General features: G+C 45.0%; 12 protein-coding genes and 1 tRNA gene. 11 read left to right on the top strand and 2 right to left on the bottom strand.

Features of this window, described 5'->3' with window-relative positions; all coding sequences use genetic code 11:
* The first annotated feature begins 134 nt into the window (after positions 1-134).
* The 11 genes from Q8N16_02025 (at position 135) to Q8N16_01975 (ending at position 11,361) form a co-directional block, all read left to right on the top strand.
* Positions 135-206, top strand: a tRNA-Cys gene (locus tag Q8N16_02025).
* Between the two features lie 8 nt (positions 207-214).
* Complete coding sequence (locus Q8N16_02020) at positions 215-1,201, top strand: hypothetical protein (protein MDP3093517.1); 987 nt, start codon at positions 215-217, stop codon at positions 1,199-1,201.
* A 196-nt stretch (positions 1,202-1,397) separates the two neighbouring features.
* Positions 1,398-3,059: a hypothetical protein gene (locus tag Q8N16_02015; protein ID MDP3093516.1), complete on the top strand. Its 1,662-nt coding sequence runs from the start codon at positions 1,398-1,400 to the stop codon at positions 3,057-3,059.
* 389 nt (positions 3,060-3,448) lie between these two features.
* On the top strand, positions 3,449-4,255 hold the full coding sequence (locus tag Q8N16_02010; GenBank protein ID MDP3093515.1) for a glycosyltransferase family 2 protein: 807 nt from the start codon (positions 3,449-3,451) through the stop codon (positions 4,253-4,255).
* 26 nt (positions 4,256-4,281) lie between these two features.
* Positions 4,282-5,934 carry an efflux RND transporter periplasmic adaptor subunit gene (locus Q8N16_02005; GenBank protein ID MDP3093514.1) on the top strand — a complete coding sequence of 551 codons (1,653 nt, stop codon included), beginning with the start codon at positions 4,282-4,284 and terminating at the stop codon, positions 5,932-5,934.
* Between the two features lie 2 nt (positions 5,935-5,936).
* The gene (locus tag Q8N16_02000) at positions 5,937-6,815 is read left to right on the top strand and encodes a DMT family transporter (GenBank protein ID MDP3093513.1); all 879 of its coding nucleotides are present in this window, start codon (positions 5,937-5,939) and stop codon (positions 6,813-6,815) included.
* On the top strand, positions 6,812-7,498 hold the full coding sequence (locus tag Q8N16_01995) for an ABC transporter ATP-binding protein (GenBank protein MDP3093512.1): 687 nt from the start codon (positions 6,812-6,814) through the stop codon (positions 7,496-7,498). Before Q8N16_02000 ends, Q8N16_01995 begins: the two co-directional genes overlap by 4 nt.
* Positions 7,499-7,505: 7 nt before the next feature.
* Entirely contained in the window at positions 7,506-8,744 is a 1,239-nt protein-coding gene (locus Q8N16_01990) for an ABC transporter permease (protein MDP3093511.1), read from the top strand.
* Between the two features lie 15 nt (positions 8,745-8,759).
* Positions 8,760-9,803 carry a YbhN family protein gene (locus Q8N16_01985; protein MDP3093510.1) on the top strand — a complete coding sequence of 348 codons (1,044 nt, stop codon included), beginning with the start codon at positions 8,760-8,762 and terminating at the stop codon, positions 9,801-9,803.
* A 420-nt stretch (positions 9,804-10,223) separates the two neighbouring features.
* Positions 10,224-11,102: a slipin family protein gene (locus Q8N16_01980; GenBank protein ID MDP3093509.1), complete on the top strand. Its 879-nt coding sequence runs from the start codon at positions 10,224-10,226 to the stop codon at positions 11,100-11,102.
* 1 nt (position 11,103) lies between these two features.
* Positions 11,104-11,361 carry an EF-Tu/IF-2/RF-3 family GTPase gene (locus tag Q8N16_01975; protein ID MDP3093508.1) on the top strand — a complete coding sequence of 86 codons (258 nt, stop codon included), beginning with the start codon at positions 11,104-11,106 and terminating at the stop codon, positions 11,359-11,361.
* Positions 11,362-11,478: 117 nt separating this feature from the next.
* Here Q8N16_01975 and Q8N16_01970 read toward each other — a convergent pair whose 3' ends face one another.
* Together Q8N16_01970 and Q8N16_01965 are read right to left on the bottom strand one after the other, a co-directional pair.
* Positions 11,479-11,931, bottom strand: coding sequence for a hypothetical protein (locus tag Q8N16_01970; GenBank protein ID MDP3093507.1), 453 nt, complete (start codon positions 11,929-11,931; stop codon positions 11,479-11,481).
* Positions 11,928-12,584: an orotidine 5'-phosphate decarboxylase / HUMPS family protein gene (locus tag Q8N16_01965; protein ID MDP3093506.1), complete on the bottom strand. Its 657-nt coding sequence runs from the start codon at positions 12,582-12,584 to the stop codon at positions 11,928-11,930. The genes Q8N16_01970 and Q8N16_01965 overlap by 4 nt, the downstream gene beginning before the upstream one ends.
* Positions 12,585-12,619 lie beyond the last annotated feature (35 nt).

The following is a 12,619-nucleotide window of genomic DNA, read 5'->3' as shown; positions in this document are numbered from 1 at the left end:
AGTTTCTAAGTTAAAAACAAAGGACAGAGGAGGTCCGACCTCCCACGTTTTCTGATTTTATCGCCAAAGAGGCGGCTTGTTCCGTATACAACTCTGTTGTTGTACGGGGTTTTTTGATAGGATAAAGACGGTTTGATGCGGTAGCCGAGTGGTTCAGGCACCTGCCTGCAAAGCAGGGTACGGAGGTTCAAATCCTCCCCGCATCTCTTGTTTTATGGAAATACAAGAATATCTTTCAACCAAGTTAAAGAACTGTACATCCTACGAATATACAACGGAAGATAAAAAACTTCTTGATGATTTTGGTATTGAGGAGTTTATATATAAAAAACTGACCTCAAAGAAATTTAGAAAATACGCTCTCTCGCCCGATTGTCAAAAACACATAATGAGCGTTATCCATAAAAGCGTAGAAACCAGACAAAAAATATCTTTTGTATGGGTTTTTGGAGGGTATAAGCTCTGGCGGTTAGCCGAATCTCCCGAGCCGGATTGGGCAGAGCTGTTTAGTATGATTTATTTTATTGACTGGTTGAAACCTATAATTGCTGCTTATCCGCCAGGCGTCCATTTTGATTTTTTCTCCGATGACGTCATTGTCCCCATAATGAATAATATTCCTCAAGAGGATACCAAGCATTATATTGCAGGCTTTAAAAACCTTTTAGATTTCGTAAAACCACATATTCCTTCCAATTTTTTATTTACCCTGAGCCGCGTTGAAGATCAATACGAAAGCCATGAAGATTTCAAAAAGGATCTTGAAATAGAAATAGCAAAACGTACCGGAGAACTGGGAGGAACGGGGAAGTTTCCGTCCTTAACACCAGAGCAGATCCAAGCAATTGAGCTTAATGTGAAGTCCGATACCGAACAGGTAAAAGATCCTTTTTGGCGGGAAAGGGTGCAAATTATTCATGACTCTTATGTGCAGATTTCAAAACGCCGGCCGTATTACCGAAATGAGAATACAATTATGGTAGTAAGCACTTCTCTTCCCGTGACTATTGCCGTAGGATCGACGAAAACCTCCGTCGTTAAATTTTGGGTCGGAGCGGGAGCGTTAGAGAGGCGCAATGAGAGTTATGCCGAATGGATTTTTTCTCCGAAACAAATTGCCAGTAGAAACTTTTCCATCGAGCCAATAGAATTGGAAGGATTAACCGGAAAAAACTTTTCTCAAATCCGCGTTCTCAAGTAGAGAATAAAAAAAATCAGCGAGAATCAAGAAGCTTAGCTCCTTTTTTAATCTTTGAGGATTTCTGCGACTGCTTCAACTAAGGGCTGGTAGTTAAAATAGGAAAAAAGCTGTTTTTGCCAGTCTTTGTAAATAGAGCGTATTTACCAACCTTTTTAGTTGAGGTAAGATATATTATTAAGCAACTAATTTTAAAAACATGATTACCCGCGAGCTAGTCGAGCATATTAAAAAACAATTGGCAGAAGGCAAGACCAGGGAAGAAATCAGAAGCGTCTTGATCACCAAGGGCTGGCCGGAAGCCGACATCAGCGGCGCCATCAATATGGCCGGCGCTTTTTCTCCGCCGCCTCCTGCGGCAGCCGTCAGGCCGGCACCAGCCGGGCAGCCGGTGATGACAGACGATGATTTAACCGATGAAGAAACGGCCCGGATTTACGGTTCGCCCCCGAAGCCGCCTAACAAAAAGCTGATTTTCGTGGTTTTAGCGGTAGTGGCAGCCTTGTTAGTCGGCGGGGGAGCATTCGCCTATATCTATTACTTCCAGGCGCCGGAAAGAATTTTAGGAAAAATGATGGAGAAATCGGTTCTGGTTAAATCAGAAAGCTTTTCGGGAACCGCCGAAATAGACCTTGAAGTAAAAGCCGACAGCCAGTCAGTTAAGCAGCTGCCTGAATTGCCCTTTTCATTCGGAGCGGGGGTAAACTTAGGTTTTGTCGTCAACTTTGAAGGCGCTTCCAGCGACCAGGATAAGGCTTCATATTTTTCATTTGACCTGACGCCAAAAGGCTGGGTAGGCGGATCAGAAAAGCCGTTTGCCATGGAATACCGGGGAATCGATAAAGTCGCCTATATGATTATCAAGGGGCTTTCGCTCCCGGCAGATTTTCAGATGGATTTGTCGACGCTGAAGAACCAGTGGGTCAGGATCGACTTAAAGGAGATCAAAGAAACCTTAAAGGGATTTGGAATGACCGAAGAAGATCTCGCCGAGCTTGACCAGGCGCAGAGCGTTCCGGAAATTCCTCCGGAAAAGATGCTCGAACTGTACCGGAAGTTTAAGCCGGTGCAAATTACAGAAAAACTCAAAGCTGAGAAAATCGACGGCCAAAACACTTATCACTATAAATACTCGGTGGATAAACAAGCTTTGGCAAAGTTGTTTCAGGAAATAGAAAAGATCGAGGGGCTGGAATTTTCGTCCGAAGAAAGCCTTTCCCAGGGAATTAATGATTATTTGGAGAGAATAGACGGTGAGATCTGGATCGGCAAAAAGGATTTCTTGGCCCGTAAGACGACAGTCAATTTTGTGGCGAAAGTCGATCGCGAGGGCGTCGTGGTTTCGAGTACCGCTAAACTAACCGTTTTTTCAAAAGACTTTAACAAACCAGTTAAGGTTGAGGTTCCGGCGGATGCCAAATCCCTTGAGGAATTTATCGGTTTAGTCCTGCCGAAGATAATAGGCGGCTTTGGCGAAGATTGCGAGGCCAAGACCGGCGAAGACAAAGATAAGTGCTATCTGCAGTCGGCCCTGTTCAGCTTATCCAGCAAAGACTGTTTGAAAGTGGTTTCTCTGTCGAAAAGGAACGACTGCTATTACGGGATCGCCAAGGAAAAAGGCGACGAAGCCGTCTGCGCCGAAATAAAAGGAACGGGATCCCAAGGATGGAAGGATGAGTGCTATCGGGCAGTGGCCGAAGCCACCGGAAAATCGGCTTTGTGTGAAAAGGTTTTCGGCTACGACTGGAAGAATTATTGCTATGCCGGGGCCACCAGGGAAGCCTCTTACTGTGACAAAATCAAGAAAGCGAGCACTAAGGAAAAATGCAAAACCGGATTATTGGAAGCGGCAAAGATTTGACCCTTAAGAAACTAAGTTTCCAAGCAATTCACTTAGAAACTTAGTTTCTAATTCCCTGATTAAAAGCGTCCCGCTGAAAGCGGGACGCTTTGGTTCCTAATGCTTTATTTTTCTTCTTTCTTTTTTTCTTCCTCCTTCCTATTTTTTTCTCTGCAGGTCGGGCAGAGCCCATCCCTTTTTATTTCCGCGAGCTCGATTTCGTCGGGAAAGAGCTCGCAACCGCAATCACTGCAATGAGCTGTGGGCATTTTTCCTTCTCCTCGTCAGAATTTTTAATGCGATCCTTATTAAATCACAGCTAGGTATTTTTGGCAACGCGCCCCGGCGGCGTAGAGAGTAAGAGTTGCCATATAGTTTTCTTGAGAATATAATGGACAAATATAAATTTTATGGAGCAGAAAACTATTTCCATTGTCATTCCGGTTTTCAATGAAGAAAAAGCCGTCAAAGGGTTAGTTGAAGCGGTTTTGGGTTCTGGATTAGCATCAGAAGTTATCTGCGTCAATGACGGTTCGTCAGACAGCACCCAAAAGATTCTTGAAAGCTTTGGCGGTAAGATAACTTTAATAGATCTTAAAAGAAACCACGGCAAAGGTTTTGCTTTGGTTGTCGGCGTCAGAAAAGCCAAAGGCGAAATCATAGTCTTCCTGGACGCAGATCTTCTTAACCTGAAAAAAGATCACCTCGAAAAGCTGATTGCTCCTCTTTTGGCAAATCAGGCAGAAGTTGTTTTGGCTAAGATATCCTTATCTCCGTCTTCCAATTTCGAACCAAGTTTGCCCTTTACCGGTCAGAGAGCTTACTGGCGCAAAGACCTTCTGCCTCACTTGAAGCAAATGGCCAAGACGAGATACGGCGTCGAGGTTTATCTGAATGAGGTTTTCAAGAAAAAACGAGTCAGAGCCATTAAATTAAAAGGCCTTTATTATTTGCAAAAACGAAAGAAAATGGATTTGTCCTCGCTGCCTTTTGTCTATCTGGCTCAGACTTGGGAAATAGGCAAAACTCTTGCTGGGATTGAGAAGACAAAGCTGAAAAAAAATGGCTTGCTTTTGGATCGTAAAGACAGCTTTAAATTAACCGATTCGCCAAAGATTCTGAAAAAGCTCAAGAGTTTAAAACTCAAAGACCAAAGTTTTTCCTACCGGCAGCTGGTCGAAATGTTCAAAAACTGGTCTGCCGACAAAAAGAACTGATTCTAAACTAACTTTTAAACTTTATTATGGCAAAACTTTTGTCTAAAAAATATATTTTTGTCGTCATCGCCATTATTGTGATAATTTCGGGCAGCTTTATCTATTTTAAGGGGAAAGGGAAGCCGAAATACAATTTTGTCCTGGCTAAAAATGGAACCCTGTTTCAAGAAGTGAGCGTTTCCGGGAAGATAAAGCCTGCCCAGAGCCTTGACTTAGGATTTGAAATCAGCGGCAAAGTCAGCTCTGTCTACAAAAAGATCGGAGACAAGGTTTCTGCTGGAGAAAGAATCATCGCTTTGGACAACAGCCAGACTCTGGCCGAGCTCAATCAGGCAAAGGCCAACCTGGAGGCGGAAAAATCCAGGTTAGAAGAGCTTAAAAAAGGAACCAGGCCCGAGGAACTGCAGATGGCTGAGACCAAAGCAGAAGGTTTGGAAAAGGCTTTGGTCGAAGCGAGCCTGAATCAGCAGACGGTCAAAGACAAAGCCCTGGCCGACCTTGATAATGCCTACAGCAGCGCCTTGACCAGCCTTCAAAAAGCGGCCAGTTCTGCCAAAACTTCTCTTCTTTCACTGACCGACATCCAATACAATCATTTTATCCAGAACGATGACCTGGCTGGCGCCAAGGCCAAAGCGGTTCTGGCCTTGCTTGGTGCGGAAAACGCCGGCAAATGGACTTCTCAGGCTCTCAACGATCTTGACGGCGGCGCCTTCAGCCTGGTCCAGAAAGCGGTTTTGAGCCAGGCCCAGGCAGACATAGATTCGGCCTTGTCAGAAACAAAACAAGCTTTGCAAAAGACAAAAGACAGTCTGGACGCGGTCCCTTTCAGCAATGAGCTGACTTCGACCGAAAAAACAAACTTGAGCGCCGAGAAAACCAGCATTCTTTCAGAAATTGCGATTGTTGCCGGCAAAGAACAAACAATATTGGTTCAGAAATCGACCAACGCCTATAACTTGGCTGCGGCTGGAGCAAGTCTTACCGCAGCTCAAAACAGCCTTGATCTTGCTCTTGATGACTTGGCCTTGAAGCAAGCCGGAGCGACTTTAGAGCAGATTTCCGCCCAGGAGGCGAGAGAGGAATCGGCCGGAGCAGCGGTTGAAAATATCAGGACCAGGTTGGCCAAAAATATTCTTTTTTCGCCGATTGCAGGCATTGTTACCAAAAGAGAAATCGAGATCGGCGAAAGCGTTGTTCCCGGAACGGCGGTAGTTTCCTTGATTTCTGCCTCCGGGTTTGAAATCGAAGCCAAGGTTCCGGAGGTTGACATTGCCAAGATAAAGATTGGAGATTCTGCCAAAGTGACCCTGGACGCTTATGGCTCAGATCTTATTTTTGAAGCAAAGGTAGCCAAGATTGATCCGGCCGAAACCATGGTTGAGGGCCTGCCGACTTACAAAGTCAACCTTCAGTTCCTAGAGGATGACGGCCGCTTGAGGTCCGGGATGACGGCCGACGTCGAGATTCTGACCGCCGAAAAGCAAGGAGTGATCTTAATTCCCCAAAGAGCGATCATTTCCACAAACGGAGACAAGCTAGTCAGGGTTCTGGGAAAAGGAAACGAGGTTAAAGAAGTTAAAGTCAAGACTGGACTAAGAGGATCCAATGGGGAGATAGAGATTGTCGAAGGCCTGTCAGAAGGGGACAAGGTGATTACCTCGATGCCCGAAAAATAGGTATGGACAAAAACAAAGCCCTCGGCATTATTTCTTTAGTTTTTGCCGCTTTCCTCTGGAGTTTGTGGGGAGTTTTTTCAAGACTACTTGGTCTTGGTTTCGGCATTTTTTACCAAGCGTTTTCCAGGGGCTTGATTCTTTTTTTAATTTTATTCGCATGCCTTCTTTTGACAAGAAGCTGGAAAAGGATTTTGCCGACAGACTATAAATGGTTTTTAGGGATGAGTTTGTCAGAGTTATTATCAGTGGTTTGCTTTTTTGTCGCTATTAACTATCTGGCCATTGGCTTGACCTTATTTGTCTTTTACGCTGCCTCGACCCTCGGCGGCTATTTCTTAGGGTCTGTTCTCTTCCAAGAAAGACTGACGAGAATTAAAATCATTTCTCTTCTGATTTCTTTTGCCGGACTTTTTGTGATATTTTCTGCGACTCTTGAACAAACAAACCCCCTCTATTTATTATTGTCGGCCTTGTCCGGTTTTGGGTTCGCTGGTTGGCAGGTTTTTTCCAAAAAAGTTTCCAGTCAGTATTCCTTGATTCAGGTTATGGCGATAGACAACTTGATTTTTACCCTCGCCAGCTTGATTTTCGTTCTTGCCTTTAAAGAAACAATCATTTTGCCGAGCTTTTCTTTAGTTTGGCTTATACTAATTTTATTCGCTTTTCTGGTTCTCGGCGCTTCTTTTTTAAATATTTATGGTTTCCGTCGCCTCGAGGCGCAAAAGGGCAGCCTGATCATGCTTTCAGAGGTAGTTTTTGGAGTTTTCTTCGGCTGGCTGTTTTACAAAGAATTCCTGACAATCTATTCATTAATCGGCGGGGCCCTGATTCTTTTTGGAGCCGCTTTGCCGAACATTAATTTAGAAAAGAAAAGCAAATGACTCTTATTGAAATAAAAAACTTAAATAAAACCTATATTACCGATGATGTCAAAACAGAAGTTTTAAAAGACATCAGCCTTTCAATTGAAAAAGGGGAGTTCGTCGCCATTATGGGGCCTTCAGGGTCGGGCAAATCGACTCTGCTCCATATCCTCGGCTTTTTGGACAAGCCGACGAGAGGACATTATTCTTTTGAAGGCAGGACATCCGACGATTATTCAGAAAGTGAGCTGGCCCAAATCAGGAACAAGAAAATGGGTTTTGTTTTCCAGGCTTTTAATCTTCTAGCCAGAACTACGATTCTGGAGAATACCAAGCTTCCTTTGTACTATTCCGAAATCAAGGAATCTTTATGGGAGGAAATGGCTTTAAAAGCGATCGGCGAGGTCGGCCTTTCCTACCGCCAGAGCTACCGGCCGTCACAGATATCCGGCGGAGAGCAGCAGAGGGCTGCCATTGCCAGGGCTTTGGTTTTAGGGCCTCAGGTGATTTTTGCCGATGAACCCACCGGAAATCTCGACACAAAATCAGGTCAGCAGGTGATGGCTATTCTCAAAAATCTCAACCAGGAAAAAAGCCACACCATCATTCTCGTTACCCACGAACCAGACATAGCCAGCTTTGCCAAAAGAATCATCTATTTGAAGGACGGCAGAATAGAAAGCGACCAAGCAAGTATTTAATACGACTATGACTTTTAAGTACAGTTTCATCACCGCCCTGAACGGCTTGAGAGCGAATAAATCGCGCTCGGCTTTAACTATCTTGGGCATAGTTATCGGCATTACCGCCATCATCTTGATTATGGCTATCGGCCAGGGCGGCCAGGATTTGATTTTAAACCAGATCAGAGGAATGGGGTCGGCAACGATCGTCATCCAGCCGGGGCGGGAGCCGAAAGGCCCTTCTGATTTTGCTTCGTTCTTTTCGGATTCCCTGAAAGAAAGGGATTTTAAGGCCCTGAAAGACAAAAATAATGTTCCGAGCGTAGCCGAAGTCATGCCCGAAGTCATGACAACCGCCACTTTCAGCTACCAAGGAGAGACGAAGCAGGCGACCGTAATCGGCGCCTCCGACCTCCTGGCGGATATTCTCGACATCTATCCGACAGAAGGGGCTTTTTTCACTGAAGAAGATATTAATGCCAGAGCCAGCCTGGTGGTTATCGGGTCTGAAATCAAAAAGGATCTTTTTGGGATGTCTGAAGCCGTCGGCCAGAAACTGAGAATAAAGAACCGCGATTTCAAAGTGGTTGGCGTTCTCCCGGCCAGAGGCCAGGCTTCGATGCTAAATCTTGACGAGATGGCGGTCATTCCCTATACGACCGCTCAGGAGTATTTATTGGGAACCAGTTATTATCACGAGATTGCCCTGAAAGCCGTTTCTGAAGAAGCGGTTCCCCGGGCGGTTGAAGAAATCAAGGCGACGATGAGGGAGATGCACAACATCACCGATTTTGAAAAAGACGATTTCCATGTCCATACTCAGGCGGATTTGGTCCAAAGAGTCAGCGTTGTCACCGACGTCCTGACGGCTTTGCTTCTTTCGGTAGCGACCATTTCTTTGATTGTCGGAGGCATCGGCATCATGAATATCATGCTGGTGTCGGTGACCGAAAGAACCAGAGAGATCGGTTTGAGGAAAGCGGTCGGGGCTACCGAAAAAGACATCTTAAGGCAGTTCCTTTTGGAAGCGGTTCTGCTGACAGCCATTGGCGGCATCATCGGCATCCTGGCCGGAGCGGTTTTTTCGTTCCTAGTTTCTTTGGTTTTAAGCAAGGTCGTCGGCTTGGACTGGAGCTTTACTTTTCCTCTTTCAGCCGCCCTTGCCGGCTTAATCGTTTCCGCTGTCGTCGGCCTAGCCTTTGGGCTTTATCCGGCCAAGAGAGCTGCGGCTAAAAACCCGATCGAGGCTTTGAGATACGAATAAATCTGAAATCTTTTTATGCGCTATCTTAGATACCTGTTCGTCGTTATTCTGATAGTTGTCGCTTTTTCTCTCGTTTCCTCGAAATTCCGCTCTTCTTACCACGATATTCCCGCTCTTTTCAACGAGGCCAGAAAAGAGCTGTTTTTGATATTGATTTTGGCCGAAGGAGTTTTCTATCTGACTTACGGCTTACTTTCAAAAACCCTTTTGGAGATCGCCGGCACCAGGATATCTTTGAAAGAAACGGTTAAAGTTGGAGCTTTGATAACTTTGGGTTTTCAGGTGGCCCCTTTTGTCGGCGGCGCCGTTCTTGCCTATCTTTTTTACAAAAAGCACAAGATTTCTTCCTCAACTTTCTTATTCTTAGCGACGGTTTCTTCGATTTTAAACCTTTTGAATTACATTATTTTTTCTTTCGTTTCAATAATTCTTGTCCGCCGGTCTTTCCCTTCCCTCGTCCCCCAGAAAGAGATTTTAAGCATTCTGATTGCGGTTATCTTTGTCCTGCTCTCAGGGTATTTTTTATTCAGAAATAGAGCAAAAAACCTGATTCTGCTTTTATGCCTGGCGGCAAAACCGATCGATAAAATCGGCGGAGTTTTTGCCAAAAGGGAACTTCTTGGGCAAGAGAAAATCAAGGGGATTATCGGGGAACTTTTGAGGGATCTAGGCTTGGTTTTGCAGAGCCGGGCAAAAGCTGTCAGGGTCCTAGTTTTTTCCCTGTTGCTTTATACTGTCAATCTTTCTGTTATTTATTTCTCTTTTTTTGTTTTTGGCTACCGGCCCAGCATTCCCTTACTGATCCTCGGCGTTATCCTCTCTTACCTGCTTTCGGCTTTAAGCCTGTTTCCCGAAGCTCCCGGGGTCATGGAAGCTTCGATGGTGACGGTTTTCATCAGTCTGGGCTTTCCGGCCCACGTTTCCTTATTTTCCGTCCTCTTATACAGGCTTGTTTCTTACTGGCTGCCCATGCCTTTCGGCCTCTTGGTTTATCTCAATTTGAACGGCCATCTGCCAAAAGGCCGCAAAGACCTTTTTGAGAACGGGGAAACCCCGTAGGAAAACGCAGAGTTTTCCGTGGCTAACCAAGACGGCAAAAATATTTTTATCAAGAAAACCCGTTTAAATAATTTAGTATTTATTTACCCTTTTACATTATCCATATCCTCGTTAACATTGCGTACGCAATTTTAACGAGGACGCCGTAGATATCATAATATAGTTAATTAAATAGATAACAAAGGTTAAAATTAACATCAAGAAAATATTTCCCGCCTGCCAAAGCCGCCCAAAATTTTAATGTAAAGACAAGAAGCATTTAATTTACACCGCATATAGATGTGAATTAGATTGTCAAATTATTTACTCTAAAATTTTGGTTTATTCGGCGGGCAGGTAATTTCCTACGGGGAAAGTTGACAGAGATTTTTCAAAAGAATATTATGAATTAACAATTATCAACAGTTTAATTTTAAAAACATGCAAGAAATACCGCAGTCGGGTAATCCCATCGGTTCTTTAATCAGCATTTTGCTTTTCTTGGGCTTTGGCGGCTGGTTTCTGGTCCAAACAGGGATTATTTCCGGAGGATTATTATCTTTAGGAGGAGTCGGCTTCATTCTTTTTATACTTTTGGTCGCCGGCTTAAAGATTATCGACCAGTTTGAAAGGGGAGTGGTTCTGACTCTGGGAAAGTACAGCTCAACCAGACAGCCTGGTTTGAACTGGATCTTTCCGGGAATCCAGAGGATGATCAAAATTGATATGAGGATCATCACTACTAATATTCCCCAGCAGGAAGTGATTACCAAGGATAATGTGCCGGTCGGAACCAATGCCGTCGTCTATTTCAGGGTTGATTCTGCCGAAAGGGCGATTTTAGACATTGAAAACTTTTCCAAGGCAGTTAGAGAGTATGCCCAGGCGGCCTTGAGGGATGTTATCGGCGGCATCGAATTGGACACTTTGCTGGCAGAGAGGGAAAAGATTGCCGACGAGATCACCAAGATTGTTGACGAGGCAACCGAGGCTTGGGGAGTCAAGATCACCGACATCAAGATCCAGGACATTGAGCTGCCGGCCGACATGAAAAGGGTGATGGCAAAACAGGCCGAGTCAGAAAGGGAAAGAAGGGCGGTCATTATCCGGGCCGAAGGCGAATACACCGCGGCGGAAAAGCTGGCTCAGGCAGCCGAAAGATTGAGCCAAGTTCCGGGCGGCCTTTCCTTGCGGACTTTGGCGACGATTGAAAAAATCAACCCCGATCCCTCAAAGACCGTAATTTTTGCCTTGCCGGTAGAGGTTTTAGAAGGGATAAAATATCTGGGAGACGCTTTTAAAGATAAAAAGCAGGGATAGTATGGATTTAAACCAATTTATCGTCGATGATTCTTTTTCGATTCTGGGAAAAGGGACTGTTTTTGTCGGCAGAGTTTTGAGAGGAACAATTAAGGCTGGAATGAAATGCACTAATTTTCCCGACAGAGAAGTGATCATTAGGAAAATAGAAAAACCCCTGGGCGGGGATCAGGAGTCGGCTTCAGCTGGTCAGTCAGTCGGCTTGATGCTGGAAGGACTGGACTCGGCCGAAAGGGAAACTGTTCTGAATTTCATCTGACTTTGCTCAAAGCATTTTAAGCGGAAAACAGGGGGGCTCAAATTCTCTGTTTTTGGGCGGCAGAGTTAGTTTTAAATTCTTCTGAAGCCGTGATTTTATCTTGGCTAAACGAAGAAACTAGAGAGCGTTGAGAAGACTATAAAGCGGCTGGATGGCAGTGATGGAGAAAAAACCGATCATCGCCCCCAGAACAATCATGAATATCGGTTCGATCAGGGTGAGATAGCGGTCTTCTCTGTTGCTGATTTCTATCAGTTTGTCTTTAAGCGTCTGGTCTTCCGGGTTTTCCAGAAGGGCTTGTTTGATCCTGTTTTCTTGCCAAGTCAATTTATTGATGAGATTCCAGGAATAAAAGTTAATCAGAAGAATAAAGGCCGAAAACGCGATCGTGGCATAAAGAAGCTTGGCCTCTATTGTTTTCACTTGCTCTGGAATTATCTCAATCAGCGTCTTTTTCATCTCGGGAAAAATAACGAAGTTGAATAATAAAATAACAGCGAGGGTACCGATGCTTGTCAGGAGCAGGCGAGCTTTCAATAAATGTCTTGAAGGCATTTCTCTTCTGATCATTTGATCTCTTTAAGGAATTCTCTGGCCAGATCGGTGGTCTTGGCCGTCGGCTGGTAGAACTCTTTCCAAACGACGACAATGTCGGCGTCGTTGAAAATGGCTCGCTGGACTTCTCTGATGGTGTCTCCGCCGGCCACCGCCACCAAACAGCCATAGTTTCCTTTCAGTTGCTTTATCTGGTAATAGGGGATTTGTCTTTCTTTGGAAAACTCGGTTTCGTCGACCCCTCGATGCAGGACAACGACATCCGGGGGCGTTTTTAATTTCCGCAAAGTAAGGACAGGATTTTCAACATTCATCATGTCAACCATCGAGTCGACTCCGACTTTGCGGCATTCATCAATAAACAGGTCTATTGTTTCAATTGGAGAAACTCCGAGGCAGGTGATTCCCGAGGCTCCGGCCGCCGAGGCCATTTTCACTTCTCTGGGGGCCAGATCGGCGGTTTTTAAGTCGGCGACAACGTAAGTCCCCGGCCCCGCCCAGGCTTTGATTTTGGAGATTGCCTTGGCGCCGTAGATTTTAATCAGGGGGGTGCCGGCCTCGACCAGAATTCTTTCTGAGGCGGGCAATTGCCTGATGATTTCTTCCGCTTCCTCGAGAGTGCTGTTTAGGGCAATCTGGAGATATTTTTGCTTTTTATCGAGAATCATTTTATAAGCGAAGCTTGAAAACTACGTTTTAAAGC

This window comes from bacterium, from assembly GCA_030693425.1.
In the GTDB taxonomy this organism is placed as follows: domain Bacteria; phylum Patescibacteriota; class Minisyncoccia; order Minisyncoccales; family GWA2-46-15; genus GWA2-46-15.
The sequence above is the reverse complement of the archived record's forward strand: the minus strand, read 5'-3'. Positions and strand labels throughout refer to the sequence as shown.

What these genes read in the sequence shown, in the direction of transcription:
- Q8N16_02015 (MDP3093516.1), top strand. Translation starts at nt 1,398, where the DNA reads ATGATTACCCGCGAGCTAGTCGAGCATATTAAAAAACAATTGGCAGAA.
- Q8N16_01970 (MDP3093507.1), bottom strand. Translation starts at nt 11,931, where the DNA reads ATGATCAGAAGAGAAATGCCTTCAAGACATTTATTGAAAGCTCGCCTG.
- Q8N16_01975 (MDP3093508.1), top strand. Translation starts at nt 11,104, where the DNA reads ATGGATTTAAACCAATTTATCGTCGATGATTCTTTTTCGATTCTGGGA.
- Q8N16_02000 (MDP3093513.1), top strand. Translation starts at nt 5,937, where the DNA reads ATGGACAAAAACAAAGCCCTCGGCATTATTTCTTTAGTTTTTGCCGCT.
- Q8N16_01990 (MDP3093511.1), top strand. Translation starts at nt 7,506, where the DNA reads ATGACTTTTAAGTACAGTTTCATCACCGCCCTGAACGGCTTGAGAGCG.
- Q8N16_01985 (MDP3093510.1), top strand. Translation starts at nt 8,760, where the DNA reads ATGCGCTATCTTAGATACCTGTTCGTCGTTATTCTGATAGTTGTCGCT.
- Q8N16_01980 (MDP3093509.1), top strand. Translation starts at nt 10,224, where the DNA reads ATGCAAGAAATACCGCAGTCGGGTAATCCCATCGGTTCTTTAATCAGC.
- Q8N16_02010 (MDP3093515.1), top strand. Translation starts at nt 3,449, where the DNA reads ATGGAGCAGAAAACTATTTCCATTGTCATTCCGGTTTTCAATGAAGAA.
- Q8N16_01965 (MDP3093506.1), bottom strand. Translation starts at nt 12,584, where the DNA reads ATGATTCTCGATAAAAAGCAAAAATATCTCCAGATTGCCCTAAACAGC.
- Q8N16_02020 (MDP3093517.1), top strand. Translation starts at nt 215, where the DNA reads ATGGAAATACAAGAATATCTTTCAACCAAGTTAAAGAACTGTACATCC.
- Q8N16_01995 (MDP3093512.1), top strand. Translation starts at nt 6,812, where the DNA reads ATGACTCTTATTGAAATAAAAAACTTAAATAAAACCTATATTACCGAT.
- Q8N16_02005 (MDP3093514.1), top strand. Translation starts at nt 4,282, where the DNA reads ATGGCAAAACTTTTGTCTAAAAAATATATTTTTGTCGTCATCGCCATT.